Annotated in this window: 17 protein-coding genes; 6 read left to right on the top strand and 11 right to left on the bottom strand. The window is 52.1% G+C overall.

The window, feature by feature from the left end; genetic code table 11:
• Window positions 1-2: 2 nt before the first annotated feature.
• On the bottom strand, window positions 3-461 hold the full coding sequence (locus HV318_RS18935; protein WP_182273959.1) for an Lrp/AsnC family transcriptional regulator: 459 nt from the start codon (window positions 459-461) through the stop codon (window positions 3-5).
• Between the two features lie 115 nt (window positions 462-576).
• Between HV318_RS18935 and HV318_RS18930 the strand changes: the two genes are divergently transcribed.
• On the top strand, window positions 577-1,623 hold the full coding sequence (locus tag HV318_RS18930; RefSeq protein WP_182273958.1) for a PLP-dependent cysteine synthase family protein: 1,047 nt from the start codon (window positions 577-579) through the stop codon (window positions 1,621-1,623).
• Window positions 1,624-1,664: 41 nt separating this feature from the next.
• Here the strand turns inward: HV318_RS18930 and cof are convergent, their stop codons facing one another.
• On the bottom strand, window positions 1,665-2,483 hold the full coding sequence (cof, locus tag HV318_RS18925) for an HMP-PP phosphatase (RefSeq protein ID WP_182273957.1): 819 nt from the start codon (window positions 2,481-2,483) through the stop codon (window positions 1,665-1,667).
• Between the two features lie 101 nt (window positions 2,484-2,584).
• Between cof and HV318_RS18920 the strand changes: the two genes are divergently transcribed.
• Window positions 2,585-4,285, top strand: coding sequence for an SgrR family transcriptional regulator (locus tag HV318_RS18920; RefSeq protein ID WP_182273956.1), 1,701 nt, complete (start codon window positions 2,585-2,587; stop codon window positions 4,283-4,285).
• Window positions 4,286-4,351: 66 nt separating this feature from the next.
• A complete protein-coding gene (gene queC, locus HV318_RS18915) occupies window positions 4,352-5,047 on the top strand; it encodes a 7-cyano-7-deazaguanine synthase QueC (RefSeq protein ID WP_182273955.1) in 696 nt (231 codons plus the stop codon).
• A gap of 62 nt (window positions 5,048-5,109) precedes the next feature.
• Here queC and HV318_RS18910 read toward each other — a convergent pair whose 3' ends face one another.
• The 9 genes from HV318_RS18910 to bolA form a co-directional block, all read right to left on the bottom strand.
• Window positions 5,110-5,508 carry a YbgC/FadM family acyl-CoA thioesterase gene (locus HV318_RS18910; RefSeq protein WP_182273954.1) on the bottom strand — a complete coding sequence of 133 codons (399 nt, stop codon included), beginning with the start codon at window positions 5,506-5,508 and terminating at the stop codon, window positions 5,110-5,112.
• Window positions 5,509-5,607: 99 nt separating this feature from the next.
• The gene (locus tag HV318_RS18905; protein WP_182273953.1) at window positions 5,608-5,988 is read right to left on the bottom strand and encodes a helix-hairpin-helix domain-containing protein; all 381 of its coding nucleotides are present in this window, start codon (window positions 5,986-5,988) and stop codon (window positions 5,608-5,610) included.
• A gap of 148 nt (window positions 5,989-6,136) precedes the next feature.
• The gene (ppiD, locus tag HV318_RS18900; RefSeq protein ID WP_182273952.1) at window positions 6,137-8,011 is read right to left on the bottom strand and encodes a peptidylprolyl isomerase; all 1,875 of its coding nucleotides are present in this window, start codon (window positions 8,009-8,011) and stop codon (window positions 6,137-6,139) included.
• Between the two features lie 212 nt (window positions 8,012-8,223).
• Window positions 8,224-8,496, bottom strand: coding sequence for a nucleoid-associated protein HU-beta (gene hupB, locus HV318_RS18895; RefSeq protein ID WP_010428111.1), 273 nt, complete (start codon window positions 8,494-8,496; stop codon window positions 8,224-8,226).
• Between the two features lie 210 nt (window positions 8,497-8,706).
• Window positions 8,707-11,061 (bottom strand): endopeptidase La, encoded by a 2,355-nt coding sequence (gene lon, locus HV318_RS18890; RefSeq protein WP_182273951.1) that lies wholly within the window; start codon window positions 11,059-11,061, stop codon window positions 8,707-8,709.
• A gap of 183 nt (window positions 11,062-11,244) precedes the next feature.
• On the bottom strand, window positions 11,245-12,519 hold the full coding sequence (clpX, locus tag HV318_RS18885) for an ATP-dependent protease ATP-binding subunit ClpX (protein WP_182273950.1): 1,275 nt from the start codon (window positions 12,517-12,519) through the stop codon (window positions 11,245-11,247).
• Window positions 12,520-12,646: 127 nt separating this feature from the next.
• Entirely contained in the window at window positions 12,647-13,270 is a 624-nt protein-coding gene (gene clpP / locus HV318_RS18880) for an ATP-dependent Clp endopeptidase proteolytic subunit ClpP (protein ID WP_014069126.1), read from the bottom strand.
• Window positions 13,271-13,529: 259 nt separating this feature from the next.
• A complete protein-coding gene (gene tig, locus HV318_RS18875) occupies window positions 13,530-14,828 on the bottom strand; it encodes a trigger factor (RefSeq protein WP_182273949.1) in 1,299 nt (432 codons plus the stop codon).
• Window positions 14,829-15,158: 330 nt separating this feature from the next.
• Entirely contained in the window at window positions 15,159-15,476 is a 318-nt protein-coding gene (gene bolA, locus HV318_RS18870; RefSeq protein ID WP_003859051.1) for a transcriptional regulator BolA, read from the bottom strand.
• Window positions 15,477-15,780: 304 nt separating this feature from the next.
• On the opposite strand from bolA, the gene HV318_RS18865 reads away from it, so the two are divergent.
• The 3 genes from HV318_RS18865 (at window position 15,781) to cyoA (ending at window position 19,308) form a co-directional block, all read left to right on the top strand.
• Window positions 15,781-16,359, top strand: a complete 579-nt coding sequence (locus tag HV318_RS18865) for a lipoprotein (RefSeq protein WP_182273948.1) — start codon at window positions 15,781-15,783, stop codon at window positions 16,357-16,359.
• A 46-nt stretch (window positions 16,360-16,405) separates the two neighbouring features.
• A complete protein-coding gene (ampG, locus tag HV318_RS18860) occupies window positions 16,406-17,881 on the top strand; it encodes a muropeptide MFS transporter AmpG (protein WP_182273947.1) in 1,476 nt (491 codons plus the stop codon).
• 479 nt (window positions 17,882-18,360) lie between these two features.
• Window positions 18,361-19,308, top strand: a complete 948-nt coding sequence (gene cyoA / locus HV318_RS18855; RefSeq protein ID WP_182273946.1) for a cytochrome o ubiquinol oxidase subunit II — start codon at window positions 18,361-18,363, stop codon at window positions 19,306-19,308.
• Window positions 19,309-19,321 lie beyond the last annotated feature (13 nt).

Genomic DNA, 19,321 nt, shown 5'->3' with positions numbered 1-19,321 from the left:
AATTAATCAATGGGTAATGCGGTGGTGTATTTAATCTGTTCCATCGCAAAGCTTGAGGTGACGTCCGACAAGCCCGGTACGCTGTTGACCAGCCGCTTGTAAAAATCATCATAACGCTTCATATCGGCGACCTGGACGCGCATCAGATAATCGTATTCCCCTGCCATACGCCAGAAACCGAGAACCTCCGGCATGTCAGAAACCTGCGTCACGAAACGGCAATACCACTCGCTGCTGTGGTGCTGTGTTTTTATCAGCACAAATGCCGTCAGCCCAAGCCCCAGCTTTTCGGGGTCCAGCAACGCGACGCGTCCCAACAGAATGCCGTCATCTTCCAGCTTCTTGAGTCGCTTCCAGCAGGGTGTGGTGGTCAGATTAACGGCATCTGCCAACGCCTGCAAAGAGAGGGTGCAGTCGCTTTGCAGCAATGAAAGCAGCTTGCGGTCAATTTTATCTAGCATACCCACCTCACAGAGAAAATTTTTCTCCCTTCATTCTATTTTAAAGGCCAGATAGCAACAATTTTTTCTGTGCTTTTCGCTATGCTGGGCACAAAATGACAAACGGATAACTACGATGAATAGCACCTGGGTTAAACATGCCATCAGCGAAATCAATGCCGACTACCAGCGCTCGGCAGATACCCATTTAATCCGCCTCGCCCTGCCGGGACTGGCTGGCATTCAGCTCTACCTGAAGGATGAAAGCACCCATCCAACCGGTAGCCTGAAGCACCGCCTGGCGCGTTCGCTATTCTTATACGGTTTATGTAACGGCTGGATCAAAGAAGGCACCACCATCATTGAATCCTCATCGGGTTCAACCGCCGTATCCGAAGCCTACTTTGCCCGTCTGCTGGGTCTGCCGTTTATCGCCGTGATGCCCTCCTGTACGGCGAAACGCAAAATAGAGCAGATCGAATTTTACGGCGGACGCTGCCACTTTGTGGAAAGCGCCTGCGAAATCTATGCCGCCTCTGAAATGCTGGCACGCGAACTGAACGGTCACTATATGGATCAGTTCACCTTCGCCGAACGCGCCACCGACTGGCGCGGCAATAACAACATTGCCGACAGTATTTTCCGTCAGATGACCCACGAGCCGCACCCTGTACCATCGTACATTGTGATGAGCGCCGGTACCGGAGGTACATCCGCCACCATCGGGCGTTACATCCGCTGTCAGGGCTACGATACCCAACTGATGGTGGTTGACCCGCAGAACTCCGTGTTCCTCGACTACTGGCAAAACCGCAATGCAGAACTGCGCAGCCCGGTAGGCAGTAAAATTGAAGGAATTGGCCGCCCGCGCGTGGAGCCTTCGTTCATTCCTGATGTCGTGGATGAGATGCTCCGCGTGCCGGACGCCGCCAGCGTTGCAACGGCGCACTGGCTGGAAACACAGCTTGGTCGTAAAGTCGGTGCCTCAACTGGTACCAATATGTGGGGCGCGCTGCAGCTTGCCGTCCGGATGCGTGAAGAAGGCCGTACCGGTTCTGTCGTCACGTTACTGTGCGACAGCGGCGAACGTTACCTCGACACCTATTACAACGCAGAATGGGTGCAGGCCAATATTGGCGATATTGAGCCGTGGAAAACGCAGATTATGCAGTGGGTGAAATAAAAAAAAGCCAGACCGAAGTCTGGCTTGCTGGAAGGGTCTCACTATTCGGGGGAATACGGGAGGTTGTTTTTGTCCAGCCAATGCGTCAAAAAATGGGACACCGCTTCGTTACGGCAGTGTCCGATAACCGGCAGATGAGGAAGCTCTGCAATTAACTGCGGCATCGCATTCCCCATTATCAGACCGCGACCGACGCTACCCAGCATCTCGCGGTCATTCATGGCGTCGCCAAACGCCATACAATCCTGCATCGTAAAGCCCAGGTGGTTACTCAGTACCGCCAGGGCTGAGCCTTTATTACAGCCCACTGGCAGCACTTCCAGACAATCCACTGCTGAGAAGGTCAGGTGCGCCCGGTCGCCTAAAACCTCATTCAGCTGAATACGTAAACGGCAGAGATCGTCGTGATCGCCACAGAAACAGATCTTGGTCACCGCATGGGCAGGAATACGACGCAGATCGGTAAGCTGGTACTTAAAACCGCTGTAAACATGTGCATGCAGCAGCTCAGGAATTTCACTTCCGGTAAACCAGCCGTCATCGTTAAAGACATGCACGCTGGCCTGCGTATCCCAGGTGCTGTGTAGCACGATATCCGCCACTTCCGGGTTGAGATCCCGACGGTGCAACACATCGCCTTCAACGGAGTGAATGCGTGTTCCGTTACCGGTTATCAGGAACGCATCAAGGGAAAATGCCCCCAGCAGATGGCGCATCTCCAGCACATGACGGCCAGTGGCGAACGTCAGGGTGACATCACGTTCATGCAGGCGCTTCAGGGTGCTCAGGGTTTTCTCCCCTAAACGGTGATCCGGCATTAACAGAGTACCGTCCATATCAAATGCAGCGAGCCTGGCCATGATTACTCCCGAAATGTGATGCGATTAACTTGTGCATCAGTATTACGTGAGATATACGGAAGTAATAGTGAATAGATGATAATTATTGTTCCGGGTTTATCATGCGCCAGCTTAACCGTCTTAAGCAGTATCAACGTTTGTGGCAACCTTCTGAGGGTGCGCCACAGCAGGCCACCGTCACCGAACTTGCCAGCCGCTGTTTTTGCAGCGAGCGGCATGTACGTACGCTTTTACGTCAGGCGCAGGAGGCAGGCTGGCTAAGCTGGCATGCTCAGTCTGGCCGTGGCAAACGCGGTGAGCTGACATTCCACGTGACGCCGGAATCGCTGCGCAATACGATGATGGAAGAGGCGCTGAAGAGTGGGCAGCAGCATAACGCCCTTGAACTGGCGCAGCTTGCCCCCGAAGAGTTACGTGCGTTGCTGCATCCGTTTCTGGGTGGGCTTTGGCAAAACGATACCCCGACGTTGCGTATTCCCTATTACCGCTCGCTTGATCCACTTCATCCGGGCTTTTTACCGGGTCGGGCAGAGCAACATCTGGCAGGGCAAGTCTTCTCCGGGCTGACGCGCTTTAATGGCAACAGCAGTGAACCCACGGGCGATCTGGCGCATCACTGGGAGGTATCGCCTGACGGCCTGCGCTGGCATTTTTACATCCGTTCCACGCTGCACTGGCACAACGGCGATAAAATCGAGACGCAGCAGCTACAGCGAAGCCTGACGGCGTTGCTGACGTTACCTGCCCTGCGTAAGCTGTTTCAGAGCGTATTACGCATTGAAGTGACGCATCCGCAGTGTCTGACGTTTATTCTGCATCAGCCAGATTTCTGGCTGGCCCACCGTCTGGCAACCTACTGCAGTCGCCTTGCCCACCCCGACCAGCCCATGACGGGAAGCGGTCCCTTCAGACTGAGCGTGTACGATCCCGATTTGGTTCGCCTGGAAAGCCACGAGCAGTACCATCTTAGCCACCCGTTACTGAAAGCGATTGAATACTGGATCACACCACAGCTTTTTGACTATGGGCTGGGGACAAGCTGCCGTCATCCAGTGCAAATCGCCATTGGTGAGCCTGAAGAGCTGGAGAGCCTGCGGCTGGTAAGTAGCAGCACCAGTCTGGGTTTCTGTTATCTCACCCTGAAACAGACCCCACACCTCAGCGAGATGCAGGCAAGGCGGCTCATTAATATCATCCACCTCTCCAGACTCCTGCACACACTTCCGCTGAATGAAGGGTTGATCACCCCAACCCAGGAACTGCTTCCGGGGTGGTGTATTCCCCACTGGGCGGATTTAACGCACGTTCCTCTGCCTGAAAAACTGACGCTGGTTTACCATTTGCCCGTTGAGTTACACACCATGACAAGTCAGCTAAAGCAGTATCTCGCCCGGCATGGCTGCGAACTGACGATTATCTTTCACGATGCCAAAACGTGGGACGGGTGCCAGTACCTTGCAGATGCAGACATCATGATGGGAGACCGGCTTATTGGCGAAGCGCCGGAATATACGCTTGAGCAGTGGCTCCGTTGCGATACACTCTGGCCCCACCTGCTGAGTGCGCCGCAATTTGCTCATCTTCAGGCCACGCTGGATGCAGTCCAGACCCAGGCCGATGAACAGGCCCGGCATATCGGCCTGAAAGCCATTTTTAGCCAGTTAATGGAAAACGCGGTGCTGACACCGCTGTTTAACTACCAGTATCAAATCAGCGCTCCACCGGGGGTCAATGGCATACGGCTCAACACCCGCGGCTGGTTTGATTTCACAGAAGCCTGGCTTCCGGCCTCCAAATCATGAAGAAGCTGGTCGCCACTGCAGTCAGACGGTAACATGATGTTTTTACCGTAACTGTCGAGATGATTTATGAAACGTGCCGTCGTCGTGTTCAGCGGAGGACAAGATTCCACTACCTGCCTGGTTCAGGCTCTTCATCAGTACGATGAAGTTCACTGCGTCACCTTCGATTATGGTCAGCGTCACCGCGCTGAAATCGACGTTGCCCGTGAACTGGCGCTGAAACTGGGTGCACGCGCGCACAAGGTGCTGGACGTTACGCTGCTAAATGAACTGGCCGTAAGCAGCCTCACCCGCGACAGTATCCCCGTTCCTGATTACGAACCTGATGCCAGCGGTATTCCAAATACCTTTGTACCTGGCCGCAATATCCTCTTTCTGACCCTGACGGCGATTTATGCTTACCAGGTCAAAGCCGAAGCAGTGATCACCGGCGTGTGCGAGACTGATTTTTCCGGCTACCCGGACTGCCGTGACGAATTCGTCAGAGCGCTCAACCATGCCGTCAATCTGGGTATGGCGAAGGAAACCCGCTTTGAAACGCCGCTGATGTGGCTCGATAAAGCAGAAACCTGGGCGCTGGCAGACTACTGGGGCAAGCTGGATTTGGTTCGCAACGAAACCCTGACCTGCTACAACGGCATTAAAGGTGACGGTTGTGGTCAGTGCGCCGCCTGTAATCTGCGTGCTAATGGGCTGAATCACTACCTTGCTGACAAGGCTGGCGTGATGGCGTCAATGCAGAAAAAGACCGGGCTGAAATAAGGCAACGTCGCCGTGCTGTCGAAACGTTTTACACCGACAGCACGGGTACTCCGGAACAAATCCTACACGATCATCGACTCCAGCTTTTCACGCAACTCCCCTTCCAGCGGCAGCGCTTTCTGGGTTTTAAGATCGATACAGACAAAGGTGATCAGTGCGTCGGCAACCACCTGCCCTTCAGGATCCAGCGTCACCACCTGGCTGAGTACACCGCTCTTCCCGTTAAGCTGTTGTACCTTGCTGGTGACGGTAAGCACATCCCCCAGCACGGCGGGACGACGGTAGTTAATATTGATATTGACGACCACAAACGCGATGTTGTGCGCAGTCAGCCACTGAAAGCTTTCGCTGTTTTCCAGCCCGTCCCAGCGTGCTTCTTCAAGAAACTCGAGATAACGGGCGTTGTTCACATGCTGGTAAACATCGAGGTGATAACCGCGTACTTTGATTTTTGTCTGCATAGCGCAATAGCCTTTACTGTTATTGTAGGATTTGAGGTCACAACTGGTATGACCTCTTTATCCTGGCAAATTTTTGCCGCAGTGCAAGAAATTGCGTAATTACAACGTCAGGTGTGAGAGGTTGCGCTCAACCAGTGAACTGCCCATCCCCGGAACCTGCTTCAGATCGTCGACAGTTTTAAAGGGACCGTACTCTTCGCGGTAGCTGACGATGACCTGCGCCTTCTTCAGCCCGACACCATTCATCACGCGAGCGAGATCTTCTGCAGATGCCGAATTGATACTGACTCGCGAACCATCATCGTCAGTTGCTTTGCTACTCCCGGAGGTTTTGGCGGGTGCATTCGTTTGCACTGGCGTCTCGGCCTGACTTTGGGCGACCGGCGTTTTCGCAGCCGGGGATGCCGCCAGTGCGCCAGCGTTCATCCCGGTGGTGGCAATAGTCAGCGTAATTAACAGTGCTTTGATTCCACGTTTCATGCTGTTTTCTCCTTGTTTGTTGACAGCCACGCCACGATAGCCGCCCGCCACAACAGGTACAAACAGCAGATTGCAGAAATGGAAAAGGCCGCGAAAGCGGCCTTTAGTTTTTGCAGAGCGTTACGAAAATCTGCGAGCAGATACGTAATTATTGCTGCTGAGTGATTATATCGCCCAGCTTAATTTTAGCGTCTTTACGCAGGTTGCTCATCATCGCCTCGAAAGCAATCTGGGCGTTGTTCTGGGTAATGCCCTGAACCATCGCTTTCTTTTGCTCTTCTGGCATGGTGCCCGCTTTGACTTCATCAAGTGCCAGCAGAACCACGTTACCCTGCATATCGGTTGTCGTACCGAAGCTTGGCTTGTCCTTCGCCGGCAGGCTCAGGCCAAATACCACCTGGCTAACAGGATCCTGACCGGTACGGCTCAGCGTTTTCGCCTCGCCGAAGCTCAGACCCGCCGCTTTCAGTGCGTCATCGCCTTTACCTGCTTTCAGAGCGACCAGAAGCTTCTCAGCATCCAGTTTTGCCTGCTGTTCAGCTTTGTTGTGCTTAACCTGTGCAACAACCTGATCTTTGACCTCTGCCAGCGGTTTTACCGCTTCAGCTTTGTGCTCGCTGACACGCAGAACGAAGGCACGGTCACCGTCAACGGTAATGATGTCTGAGTTGCTGCCCGGAGTACCGTTCTCACCGACCAGACCGCCATTGAAGATAGCATCAGAAACCGGTTTGAAGTTCAGCTCTTCCGGCAGGTTGTTACGACCAAACCAGCCCGTCTCAACCGCTTTCACACCTGCCGCCTGCTCTGCACCTGCCAGAGATTCGTTATCGTTGCTCGCCGCATCGCTCACTTTCTGCTGCAGGGCGTAGTAGGCATCCAGCGCTTTTTCCTGCTTCACTTTTGACGCGATGTCATCACGCACGTCAGCCAGCGCCTTGGTTTTCGCGGCTTCGATATCATCCAGACGAGCGACCAGGAAACCAACGGAAGACTTAATAACGCCAGACATCTGGCCTTTGTCTTTCAGACCCGCATTTTTCAGTTCGTCAGGCGTTGTGCCCTCTTCCAGCCAGCCCATATCACCACCATTTTTGGCAGAGATAATGTCGGTGGATTTTGCTTTCGCCACGGTTGCGAAATCTGCGCCTTTGCTCAGCTCATCCAGTACCGCTTTGGCATCTGCCTCAGTTTTGGTCTGGATCACGCTGTAACGGTTACGCTGAGGCTGAGTGAACTGATCCTGATGCTGGTCATAGTAAGACTGAATTTCCGCATCAGATGCAGTTTCCTGCAGTGCAGCCGCATCCAGCTTGATATAGCTTACGCGGAACTGCTCAGGGGCAACAAAGTTGTTCTTGTTCTGCTCGTAGTAAGCGTTAACGTCTGCGTCGCTGACCTGCTGTTTAGCCGCCAGGGCATTCACATCAATGGTTGCTTCACGCACAACACGCTGCTGAGACACCAGTGCAGCCAGCTCATCAGTTTCACCTTTGAGCATGAAATCCGTGCCAACAACGGCATTGATGAGTTGCTGAGTGGTCAGCTGATTACGCAGAGCCTGCGCGTATTGATCGGCCGTCATACCCATCTGGTTGACGATACTGTTGTAACGGGTATTGTCGAATTTGCCGTTAGACTGGAATGCTGACGTCGCGAAGATAGCCTTTTTGACCTGCTGGTCGCTGATGCCCAGCCCCAGGCTTTTCGCATACTGATCCAGCAGTGCTTCGTCAATGAGTCGGTTCAGCGTCTGCTGACGCAGGGTTTTCATATAACCTTCGTTCGCTGCCAGCTCAGAGAATTGGTCGCCCAGCTGTTGCTGCATACGGTTACGTTCACCAGCAAAAGCGTTCTCGAACTGCCCACGGCTAATTTCCTGGCCATTCACTTTTGCGGCATAGTTCGCGCTACCGCCAATAAGGTAGCTGCTCACGCCGGTCAATATGAACGACACGATAATGATACCGAAAATAATCTTGAGCACGAGACTGTTAGCAGCCGTGCGTAAGCTGTCCATCATGGTGTAACAACACTCCGCTGTAGGTGACTGGTTACCTGACGCTGACGGAAAATCCTGACCGTCGCGCGTAAAGGCGTATTGTGACAAGAAAACAGGGCGATTGTCAGCCCACAACTCGCATAAACTCGCACAAATCAGGTCTGGACAAACAAAAAAGGCACATCAAATGATGCGCCCTTGTACTTTTCAGCTTCCCGGAAACGGGAAAGCAATCAGTTTACTGCGTCTTTCAGCGCTTTACCTGCACGGAAACCCGGCACTTTAGCGGCAGCAATGGTGATCTCTTTACCGGTTTGAGGGTTGCGGCCAGTACGGGCAGCACGCTCTTTAACAGCAAAAGTACCGAAGCCTACCAGTGCAACGTCGTCCCCAGACTGCAGAGATTCAGTAACAGAAGCAATTAATGCATCTAACGCACGTCCAGCTGCAGCTTTAGAAATATCAGCACCAGCAGCAATTTTGTCAATCAGTTGAGATTTATTCACTGTTCTCTTCCTCTCTTTATAATTTATATCGCGCCTGAATCCTTCACAGCGCGACCGCGCAGCATTTATATCAGGCCAGCCATGACCTTACAACACTCGTTGTTGATGGCTAACCCAATCAGCAATCTAAATTAGCTATACAAAAAAAGGCTGGCAAGTCCGAAATGACTTTCCAGCCTTGTTTTTCTTGGCGCTATTTGCGCAAGGTCACTATTTTGCGGTTACAACCTGCATTCCGGAAGGCTCATTCTGCAGTGCGAGAGTCAGAACTTCCTCAATGCGTTTCACCGGATGGATCTGCAGATCGGCAATAACGTTGTCCGGAATCTCTTCCAGATCGCGTTTGTTTTCGTCAGGGATCAATACGATTTTGATCCCACCACGGTGTGCCGCCAGCAGTTTTTCTTTTAAGCCACCGATTGGCAGAACCTGACCACGCAGGGTGATTTCACCCGTCATCGCCACATCAGCACGCACCGGGTTCCCTGTCAGACAGGAGACCAGAGCGGTACACATGGCAATACCTGCGCTTGGGCCATCTTTCGGCGTTGCCCCTTCAGGAACGTGAACGTGGATGTCGCGTTTTTCGTAGAAATCCGGGTTGATACCCAGTTTTTCTGCACGCGCACGTACCACGGTCAGAGCAGCCTGAATGGACTCTTGCATGACTTCACCCAGAGAACCGGTATAGGTCAGTTTGCCTTTACCCGGCACACTGGCCGTTTCAATGGTCAGCAGATCGCCGCCCACTTCCGTCCATGCCAGACCGGTGACCTGGCCTACGCGGTTTTCGTTGTCCGCACGCCCATAGTCGAAGCGCTGAACGCCCAGATACGCATGCAGATTGTCGCCGTTAATCACAATGTGTTTCAGGCTCTTATCCAGCAGCAGCTGTTTAACCGCCTTACGACACAGTTTGGAGATTTCACGCTCAAGGCTACGCACGCCGGCTTCACGGGTGTAGTAGCGAATAATACCGACAATTGCACTGTCTTCTACCGTCAACTCGTTAGCTTTCAGCGCATTACGCTCAATCTGCTTCGGCAGCAGGTGCTGCTTCGCAATGTTCAGCTTCTCATCTTCGGTATAACCGGACAAACGGATCACTTCCATACGGTCCAGCAGCGGTGCCGGGATGTTCATGGAGTTGGAGGTCGCCACGAACATCACATCGCTCAGGTCGTAGTCCACTTCCAGGTAGTGATCGCTGAATGCCACGTTCTGTTCTGGATCAAGCACTTCCAGCAGAGCTGACGCCGGATCGCCACGCATGTCCGAAGACATTTTGTCGATCTCATCAAGCAGGAACAGCGGGTTTTTAACGCCCACTTTCGCCATCTTCTGGATCAGTTTACCCGGCATAGAACCGATGTAGGTACGACGGTGACCGCGGATTTCCGCTTCATCACGTACGCCACCCAGCGCCATACGGATATACTTACGTCCGGTCGCTTTGGCGATGGACTGGCCCAGAGAGGTTTTACCCACCCCTGGAGGCCCTACCAGGCACAGGATTGGCCCTTTAATTTTGTTCACACGGCTTTGTACCGCGAGGTACTCAAGAATGCGATCTTTCACGCGCTCCAGGCCGTAGTGGTCGGTGTCCAGGATCTCCTGAGCCTGACGCAGGTCTTTTTTGACCTTGCTGCGGGCATTCCACGGAACCTGTACCATCCATTCAATGTAGCCGCGCACAACGGTCGCTTCAGCCGACATCGGAGACATCATTTTCAGCTTCTGCAGTTCTGCTTCCGCTTTCTCTTTTGCCTCTTTCGGCATTTTTGCCGCGTCGATCTTACGCTTCAGCGCTTCGTTTTCATCCGGCGCATCTTCCATCTCGCCGAGTTCTTTCTGAATGGCTTTCATTTGCTCGTTCAGATAGTACTCACGCTGAGATTTTTCCATCTGCTTTTTCACGCGGTTGCGAATACGCTTCTCAACCTGGAGCAGATCGATTTCAGATTCCATCATCGCCATCAGGTATTCCAGACGTTCGTTAACGTCGGACATTTCCAGCACGGACTGTTTGTCAGCCAGCTTCAGCGGCATATGTGCAGCGATGGTATCCGCCAGACGCGCAGGGTCGTCAATGCTGTTCAGCGACGTCAGCACTTCTGGTGGGATTTTCTTGTTCAGCTTGATATAGCCTTCAAACTGGCTAATCGCAGTGCGTACCAGCACTTCCTGCTCGCGTTCATCAAGCTGAGGCGAATCAAGATATTCTGCCTTTGCAGAGAAGTGTTCGCCATTGTCAGACAGAGTGGTAATACGCGCACGCTGCAAGCCTTCTACCAGCACCTTTACGGTGCCATCAGGCAACTTCAGCATCTGCAAAATAGAGGCCACGGTCCCGACGGTGAAAAGATCGTTTACACCCGGCTCATCCGTTGATGCTTCCTTCTGCGCAACCAACATGATTTTTTTATCATGATCCATGGCAGCTTCGAGGCAACGGATAGATTTTTCCCGCCCTACAAATAAGGGTATGACCATGTGCGGATAAACCACCACATCGCGCAACGGCAATACGGGGATTTCAATGCGTTCAGAACGCTCAGGATTCATAGAGCTCTCTCTTAGTTTAGTGTCCGCCAGGTAAACTGGTTATGTGACTGTGCTTCACACAACCATTAACATGTAAGCAGTATATGGGGATGTATTCCACACATTCAACGCCATGAAGTCGGAAAAATAAAAGGGGAGATAAAATCCCCCCTTTTTGATTAACTGCTTGTATGATTTGGTGAATTATTCGCCAGATGCCTGCTGCGCTTCAGGCTTACCATAAATCAGCAGCGGCTTGCTCTGACCGCCAATAACAGACTCGTCAATCACCACTTTCTCGACATCTTCCATAGACGGCAGATCGTACATGGTATCGAGCAGTGCCGCTTCTACGATAGAACGCAGACCACGCGCGCCGGTTTTACGGACCATCGCTTTCTTCGCAATCGCATCCAGCGCTTCATCGCGGAATTCCAGCTCAACGCCTTCCAGATTGAACAGCGCCTGATACTGCTTGGTCAGGGCGTTTTTCGGTTCTTTCAGGATCTGAATCAGCGCTTCTTCACTCAGTTCGTTCAGCGTTGCCACAACCGGCAGACGGCCAATAAACTCAGGGATCAGACCGAATTTGATCAGATCTTCTGGTTCTACCTGAGAGAGCAGTTCGCCCTCGTTCGGTTTTTCAGACGTCGATTTCACCGTCGCGCCGAAACCAATGCCGGAGCCGGTTTCAACACGGTGGGAGATCACTTTATCCAGGCCCGCGAACGCACCACCGCAGATGAACAGGATCTTGGAGGTATCAACCTGCAGGAACTCCTGTTGCGGATGTTTACGGCCACCCTGAGGTGGAACCGCAGCAACGGTACCTTCAATCAGCTTCAGCAGTGCCTGCTGTACACCTTCGCCCGACACGTCACGGGTGATAGACGGGTTGTCTGATTTACGGGAAATCTTATCAATTTCATCGATATAGACGATCCCGCGCTGTGCTTTCTGTACGTCGTAATCACACTTCTGCAGCAATTTCTGGATGATGTTTTCCACGTCTTCACCCACATAACCGGCTTCGGTCAGGGTGGTGGCATCTGCCATCGTGAACGGAACATCCAGCAGACGTGCCAGCGTTTCTGCCAGCAGCGTTTTACCGGAACCGGTTGGGCCAATCAGCAGAATGTTACTTTTACCCAGCTCTACACCATTGCTGGTATCGCCGTTACGCAGACGTTTGTAGTGGTTATATACCGCCACCGCCAGCACTTTCTTAGCCTGCTCCTGACCGATGACATAGTCGTCAAGATGATGACGAATTTCATGCGGTGTTGGCAACGCGCTACGCTCACGGTGCGGGGCGACTTCTTTAATCTCTTCGCGGATGATGTCGTTACATAAGTCGACACATTCGTCGCAGATATACACGGACGGCCCGGCAATCAGTTTACGCACTTCATGCTGGCTTTTGCCGCAAAAAGAGCAGTACAGCAGTTTGCCCGAACCATCTTTGCGTTTATCTGTCATGAGTCCAAACCTCTTTTTAAGTTCTTTGTGCCGCACATGACGACGCAAATACCATTCTCAGACGCAAGCTGCTCTCAGGCAGCGTGCCGCCTTACTTTAGTATAGCGGCACACTCGCGTCGTAGGCATCAATTACGATGGGTCAAAACAGAGTCGACTAAGCCGTACTCAACTGCCTCAGGTGCAGAGAGGAAGCGATCGCGCTCGGTATCGCGCTCGATCTGCTCGAGGGATTGACCCGTATGCTGCGCCATAAGTTCATTCATGCGCGCTTTTACTTTCAGGATTTCGCGGGCGTGGATTTCAATATCCGTCGCCTGACCCTGGTAACCACCCAGCGGCTGGTGAATCATCACGCGGGAGTTTGGCAGGCAGAAACGCTTGCCCTTGGCCCCAGCGGTTAACAGGAAGGCCCCCATAGATGCAGCCTGTCCCATACAAATAGTACTCACGTCCGGCTTGATGAATTGCATGGTATCGTAAATAGACATACCCGCCGTAATCACACCGCCCGGTGAGTTAATATACAGGTAAATGTCTTTTTCCGGGTTTTCCGCTTCCAGAAACAGCATCTGCGCCACGATCAGGTTAGCCATGTGGTCTTCCACCTGGCCGGTCAGAAAGATAACGCGTTCCTTGAGCAGACGGGAATAGATATCAAAAGAACGCTCACCACGTGAGGTCTGTTCAATAACCATTGGCACCAGAGCCATATGGGGTGCAAAGTTATCTCGTTCGCCACTGTATGACATTTCCGTCTCCTGGATCAAAATTGAAAACACCTGCTGTCTGATTGTAACCTTACGGACGGATTATCAGCCAGTCTCATTCATCGTGATTACATACTTATGGGGTTCGCATCGCCCTATTTCAAGCATAACAACCTTTTGTTGTTACGCTAACACTGAAAGGGCGTTTTAGCACTCTTCCTGGGCTATTGGCGCGATAAAAAAAACCCGTCGCCGGAAGGCAACGGGTTTTCTGTTCAAACTTTAAACCGTTGGGGCGAAATTACGCCTGCTGGTTCATCAGTTCGTTGAAAGAGGTCGCTTTTTCGGACACTTTAGCTTTCGCCAGTACCGCTTCAACAGCCTGCTCTTCCAGCGCAACGTTGCGCATGTTGTCCATCAGCTCTTTGTTCTTACCGTAGAACTCGATAACTTCTGATGGATCTTCGTATGCAGAAGCCATCTCTTCGATCAGGCCTTTCACACGTTCTTCGTCAGCTTTCAGCTCGTGGGTACGAATGACTTCGCCCAGCAGCAGGCCAACAACAACACGGCGTTTCGCTTGCTCTTCGAACAGCTCACGTGGCAGTTCCATCGCTTGCTGCTGGTTGCCACCGAAGCGCTGTGCAGCCTGACGGCGCAGAACGTCGATTTCGCTGTCGATCAGGGCAGCAGGAACGTCGATGTCGTTCGCTTTCACCAGACCTTCGATCGCCTGAGATTTAACACGGTTACGCACAGCACCGTTCAGCTCGCGTTCCATGTTTTTACGCACTTCGGTACGCAGACCCGCGACAGAACCATCTTCCACGCCGAAACGTTTGATGAATTCTTCGGTCAGTTCTGGCAGTTCGCGCTCTTCAACTTTCTTCAGGTTGATAACGAACTTCGCTGCTTTCCCTTTCAGGTTTTCAGCGTGGTATTCTTCCGGGAAGGTCACGTCGATGGTGAACTCTTCGCCAGCCTTGCGGCCTTTGATACCGTCTTCGAAGCCTGGGATCATACGACCCTGGCCCATTGCCAGTACGAAGTCAGACGCTTTGCCGCCTTCGAACTCTTCGCCGTCTACAGAGCCGGTGAAGTCGATGGTGACACGGTCTTCAGCGTCAACAGCGCCTTCTTTTTCTTTCCAGTTCGCCTGCTGCTTGCGCAGGGTGTCCAGCATGCCGTCAACGTCTTCGTCAGTCACGGAAACAATCGGTTTTTCAACTTCGATAGATTCCAGACCTGTCAGCTCAACTTCCGGGTACACTTCGAACTCTACAGAGTAGGTGAAGTCTTCGCCCAGTTTGTATTCGCCTGGAACGTAGTTTGGCGCGCCAGCCGGATTGATTTTTTCTTTGATGATCGCATCGATAAAGTTGCGGCTCATCAGTTCACCCAGCACATCCTGACGCACGGAAGCGCCATAACGCTGAGCAACAACATTCATTGGTACTTTGCCCTTACGGAAGCCGTCAATACGTACTTTCTTTGATACGTTGACCAGCTCGCTTTTCACAGCAGTTTCGATGCTGTCAGCAGCGATAGTAATCGTTACACGGCGGCCAAGGCCTTGAGTGGTTTCAACTGAAACTTGCATCTTGTTACCTCAAAAAAATCACAGTGCTCGGTCAACTCTGAATCTGTCTGTTTTACCGGGATGCTCTCTTAGTGCAGATTCACATTCCCTGTCGCCAGAATCATCCCGAAGACATTCATTAAGACGCGGCATTATAGCGGCATCACTTAGGTGAGTCGAGAACGGTTGGGACATGTTGCTGCGGCTTTTTTCACACTTTAAGGCTATTTTTAGCCTTAAAAACGCGCCATACGCTCAAAACTCAGACAAAACAAAACGGCCCGAAGGCCGTTTTGACGAAATCTCTATGCAACATACTGGAAAAACTCCAGCGGTTGCAAATCCGATTTTTCAGGCTATGGTGCCTGCACCACGGCAGGGAGGTGATGCGAATACCGTATCCTGCAGACCTTCCCACTCCTTAATGGTATAGGTATGCAACGCCAGCGCATGTACGGTCGTGGAGAGTTCTTCCGTCAGGGTGCTGTAGATCAGGCGATGTCGGTTCAGGAAACGTTCTCCCGTGAAGCGATCGCTGACCAGAACCACTTTGAAGTGGCTTTCAGAACCTGCCGGAACGTTATGACGATAGCTTTCGTCGACGACTTCGAGGAACACAGGGTTGAACGCTGCCCTTAATTTTTCTTCTATCTGCTCACGTATCATCATGAAATTACTCCTCCGACAACGCCAGGATGTCACCCATCCCTTTAAATGTTAGCCGCTTTTACCGTTTCCATTACAACAAGACAACAAATATTTAGCTTTCGTCTTATTTTCTCATTCAAACGGATGAAGTCCACTGTGAGGCTCATACGTTTTGTCATTCATGGGTGGAGAAAAACGGTAAGCAGGTCAGTTTTCAGACAAGACGATGAATTTACATGCACTGACCACTTCCCCTCGCCGTTAGCGATGTTATGATGGCGGCAATTTTTCTCTCTAACTGCTTACGATTCGTTGAGAACCTGAAATGTTAAAAAAACTCTTCTTTCCGTTGGTAGCACTTTTTATGCTGGCAGGTTGCGCTACCCCGCCAACAACAATTGATGTTTCACCAAAAATTACCCTGCCTCAGCAGGATCCAAGCCTGATGGGCGTGACCGTAAGTATTAACGGTGCCGACCAGCGTCAGGACCAGGCTCTGGCAAAAGTCACCCGCGATAACCAGCAAGTGACGCTGACCGCCTCCCGCGACCTGCGCTTCCTGCTGCAGGAAGTGCTGGAGAAACAGATGACCGCGCGCGGTTATATGGTTGGCCCAAGCGGCGCGGTTGATCTGCAGATCATCGTGAACAACCTGTACGCTGACGTTTCCCAGGGTAACGTTCGCTACAACATCTCGACCAAAGCGGATATCGCCATCATTGCCACCGCGAAGAACGGCAATAAGATGACCAAAAACTACCGCGCAAGTTACTCTGTTGAAGGTGCTTTCCAGGCATCCAACCAGAACATTGCGAACGCAGTAAACAGCGTGCTGACCGACACCATTTCCGATATGGCACAGGACACCAGCATCCACGACTTCATCAAGCAGAACGCTCGTTAATCCTGCTTTCTGACCCGGTGACTCACCGGGTCAGACTTATAAAAACATGTCCAGCAATTACTTACGCATTTTCCAGCAACCCAAATCAGCCATTCTGCTGATCCTCGGTTTCGCCTCTGGTTTACCACTCGCACTCACCTCCGGCACATTGCAGGCCTGGATGACCGTCGAGAATATCGATCTCAAAACTATTGGTTTCTTCTCACTCGTCGGTCAGGCCTACGTCTTTAAGTTTCTGTGGTCACCGGTGATGGATCGCTATACCCCACCGTTCCTGGGACGTCGTCGCGGTTGGTTAGTGATGACCCAGATCCTGCTGCTGCTGTCGATTGCCGCGATGGGTTTCCTCGAACCTTCCACGCAGCTACGCTGGATGGCGGCCCTTGCCGTGGTGATCGCCTTCTGTTCCGCCTCGCAGGATATCGTTTTTGATGCCTGGAAAACGGACGTGTTACCCGCAGAAGAGCGAGGTGCCGGGGCGGCAATCAGCGTGCTGGGCTATCGCCTCGGGATGCTTGTCTCTGGCGGGCTGGCGCTGTGGCTGGCCGACCGCTATCTCGGCTGGCAGGGTATGTACTGGCTGATGGCCGTCCTGCTGATACCCTGTATTATTGCCACCCTGCTCGCCCCCGAACCGAGCGATGTCATTCCAGTTCCACGCTCGCTGGAGCAGGCCGTCGCCGAACCGCTGCGCGATTTCTTTGGCCGCAACAATGCCTGGCTGATCCTGCTGCTGATCGTCCTTTATAAGTTGGGTGATGCGTTTGCAATGAGCCTGACCACTACCTTCCTGATCCGCGGCGTCGGGTTTGATGCCGGGGAAGTCGGTGTGGTGAACAAAACCCTCGGGTTGTTTGCGACCATCGTCGGTGCGCTGTACGGCGGTGTGTTGATGCAGCGTCTGACGCTGTTCCGGGCACTCCTGATTTTCGGCATTCTGCAGGGGGCGTCTAACGCGGGTTACTGGCTGCTTTCCATTACCGACAAAAATATGATCAGCATGGCAGCGGCGGTGTTCTTTGAAAACCTCTGTGGTGGCATGGGCACTGCGGCGTTTGTCGCCCTGCTGATGACGCTGTGCAACAAATCATTCTCTGCGACGCAGTTCGCCCTGCTTTCGGCGCTGTCCGCCGTGGGCCGCGTCTATGTCGGCCCGATTGCTGGCTGGTTTGTGGAAGCCCACGGCTGGCCAACATTCTATCTCTTCTCCGTGATTGCGGCAGTGCCTGGGCTCTTATTGTTGCTGGTCTGTCGCCAGACGCTGGAATATACCCAACAAACAGAACACTTTATGCCGCGCACCGAATATCATCGCGCCTACCGTTTTGCCTTACGTTTGTTGATGGTGGGTTGCCTGGCGCTGGTACTCTGGCTGGCGGTATTAATGATTAACGCTACAACCTCGTTATCGCTTCCTCCTGAATCCCTGCTGCTGAATGCCGGAGCCCTGCTTGTCGTCGCCGGGATCCTCACTGGCGGGACGCTCGATTTTCTGGCTTTACGTAAAACTCAGGTGCCCTGAAGCCAAAAAATGAAAGGTTATTTCCCGTTGTAATCACCATGCGAAATTATAACGGTGAAATAACCGCCAGCTGCAAAAAAAAATATTTGCTGTTTTGTGCGGGATAGCATTTGGAAATTATTGGAGCCTACTCCAGAACGCTATTTTTCATTAACCGATTCAGCTTTTGAAAGATTGAATTTTCGTTTTTAATTGTCTTTTTATTGATAATTAATTGTTAATTTTTTGTGTATTTTTCACAATGGTTATACCAATTGCCCCTTTTAGGGTATGCTTGGGGGTCCTTTCGTTATAACGCCCACGCCATGCGGGTTTCGTCTTAAAAACCGACATAATTTGCAACACTTGTGACATGTGCGGCAGAACCCGGTAACACCTTCCTGACACAGACCTAATGATGTTTACAGTAATGTAACCTTCCCGTAAAATGCCCCCACACTTTAAACGCCACCAGACTCCCGTGGAATTGAGGTCGTTAAATGAGACTCAGGAAATACAATAAAAGTTTGGGATGGTTGTCATTATTTGCGGGCACTGTATTACTCAGTGGCTGTGATTCTGCACTACTTGACCCCAAAGGACAGATTGGACTGGAACAACGTTCATTGATTCTGACGGCTTTTGGCCTGATGATGATTGTGGTTATTCCTGCCGTTTTGATGGCTGTTGGTTTCGCCTGGAAGTATCGTGCGAGCAATAAAGATGCGAAGTATAGCCCTAACTGGTCACACTCCAATAAAGTGGAAGCTGTGGTCTGGACAGTGCCTATTCTGATCATCCTGTTCCTTGCCGTGCTGACCTGGAAAACCACTCACTCCCTCGAACCTAGCAAACCGCTGGTTCATGATGAAAAACCGATTACCATCGAAGTGGTCTCCATGGACTGGAAATGGTTCTTCATCTATCCGGAACAGGGCATTGCTACCGTGAATGAAATCGCCTTCCCGGCGAACACTCCGGTTCAGTTCAAAGTGACCTCCAACTCCGTAATGAACTCCTTCTTCATCCCGCGTCTGGGTAGCCAGATCTACGCGATGGCCGGTATGCAGACTAACCTGCACCTGATCGCGAATGAAGCAGGCACCTACGATGGTATCTCCGCCAGCTATAGCGGCCCGGGCTTCTCAGGTATGAAGTTCAAAGCTATCGCGACGCCAGACCGTGCCGCTTTCGACCAGTGGGTTGAAAAAGCGAAACAGTCTCAGAACACCATGTCTGACATGGCGGCGTTCGACAAAGTGGCTGCACCTAGCGAATACAACAAGGTGGAGTACTTCTCTAACGTGAAACCTGATTTGTTCAAAGACGTTATTGGCAAATTTATGGATCACGGCAAGAGCATGGACATGACCCAGACTGAAGGTGAGCATAGCGCACACGAAGGTATGGAAGGCATGGACATGAGCCACGCGGAAACCGCTCACTAAGGGGCCGAGGAAG

Origin of the sequence: Enterobacter sp. RHBSTW-00901 (assembly GCF_014103115.1) — a bacterium.
Classification (GTDB): domain Bacteria; phylum Pseudomonadota; class Gammaproteobacteria; order Enterobacterales; family Enterobacteriaceae; genus Enterobacter; species Enterobacter cloacae_P.
This window is presented reverse-complemented; position numbering and strand designations above follow the sequence as displayed.

What these genes read in the sequence shown, in the direction of transcription:
- clpX (WP_182273950.1), bottom strand. Translation starts at nt 12,519, where the DNA reads ATGACAGATAAACGCAAAGATGGTTCGGGCAAACTGCTGTACTGCTCT.
- queC (WP_182273955.1), top strand. Translation starts at nt 4,352, where the DNA reads ATGAAACGTGCCGTCGTCGTGTTCAGCGGAGGACAAGATTCCACTACC.
- tig (WP_182273949.1), bottom strand. Translation starts at nt 14,828, where the DNA reads ATGCAAGTTTCAGTTGAAACCACTCAAGGCCTTGGCCGCCGTGTAACG.
- HV318_RS18910 (WP_182273954.1), bottom strand. Translation starts at nt 5,508, where the DNA reads ATGCAGACAAAAATCAAAGTACGCGGTTATCACCTCGATGTTTACCAG.
- HV318_RS18920 (WP_182273956.1), top strand. Translation starts at nt 2,585, where the DNA reads ATGCGCCAGCTTAACCGTCTTAAGCAGTATCAACGTTTGTGGCAACCT.
- HV318_RS18865 (WP_182273948.1), top strand. Translation starts at nt 15,781, where the DNA reads ATGTTAAAAAAACTCTTCTTTCCGTTGGTAGCACTTTTTATGCTGGCA.
- clpP (WP_014069126.1), bottom strand. Translation starts at nt 13,270, where the DNA reads ATGTCATACAGTGGCGAACGAGATAACTTTGCACCCCATATGGCTCTG.
- HV318_RS18930 (WP_182273958.1), top strand. Translation starts at nt 577, where the DNA reads ATGAATAGCACCTGGGTTAAACATGCCATCAGCGAAATCAATGCCGAC.
- HV318_RS18905 (WP_182273953.1), bottom strand. Translation starts at nt 5,988, where the DNA reads ATGAAACGTGGAATCAAAGCACTGTTAATTACGCTGACTATTGCCACC.
- ampG (WP_182273947.1), top strand. Translation starts at nt 16,406, where the DNA reads ATGTCCAGCAATTACTTACGCATTTTCCAGCAACCCAAATCAGCCATT.
- HV318_RS18935 (WP_182273959.1), bottom strand. Translation starts at nt 461, where the DNA reads ATGCTAGATAAAATTGACCGCAAGCTGCTTTCATTGCTGCAAAGCGAC.
- cof (WP_182273957.1), bottom strand. Translation starts at nt 2,483, where the DNA reads ATGGCCAGGCTCGCTGCATTTGATATGGACGGTACTCTGTTAATGCCG.
- bolA (WP_003859051.1), bottom strand. Translation starts at nt 15,476, where the DNA reads ATGATGATACGTGAGCAGATAGAAGAAAAATTAAGGGCAGCGTTCAAC.
- lon (WP_182273951.1), bottom strand. Translation starts at nt 11,061, where the DNA reads ATGAATCCTGAGCGTTCTGAACGCATTGAAATCCCCGTATTGCCGTTG.
- cyoA (WP_182273946.1), top strand. Translation starts at nt 18,361, where the DNA reads ATGAGACTCAGGAAATACAATAAAAGTTTGGGATGGTTGTCATTATTT.
- ppiD (WP_182273952.1), bottom strand. Translation starts at nt 8,011, where the DNA reads ATGATGGACAGCTTACGCACGGCTGCTAACAGTCTCGTGCTCAAGATT.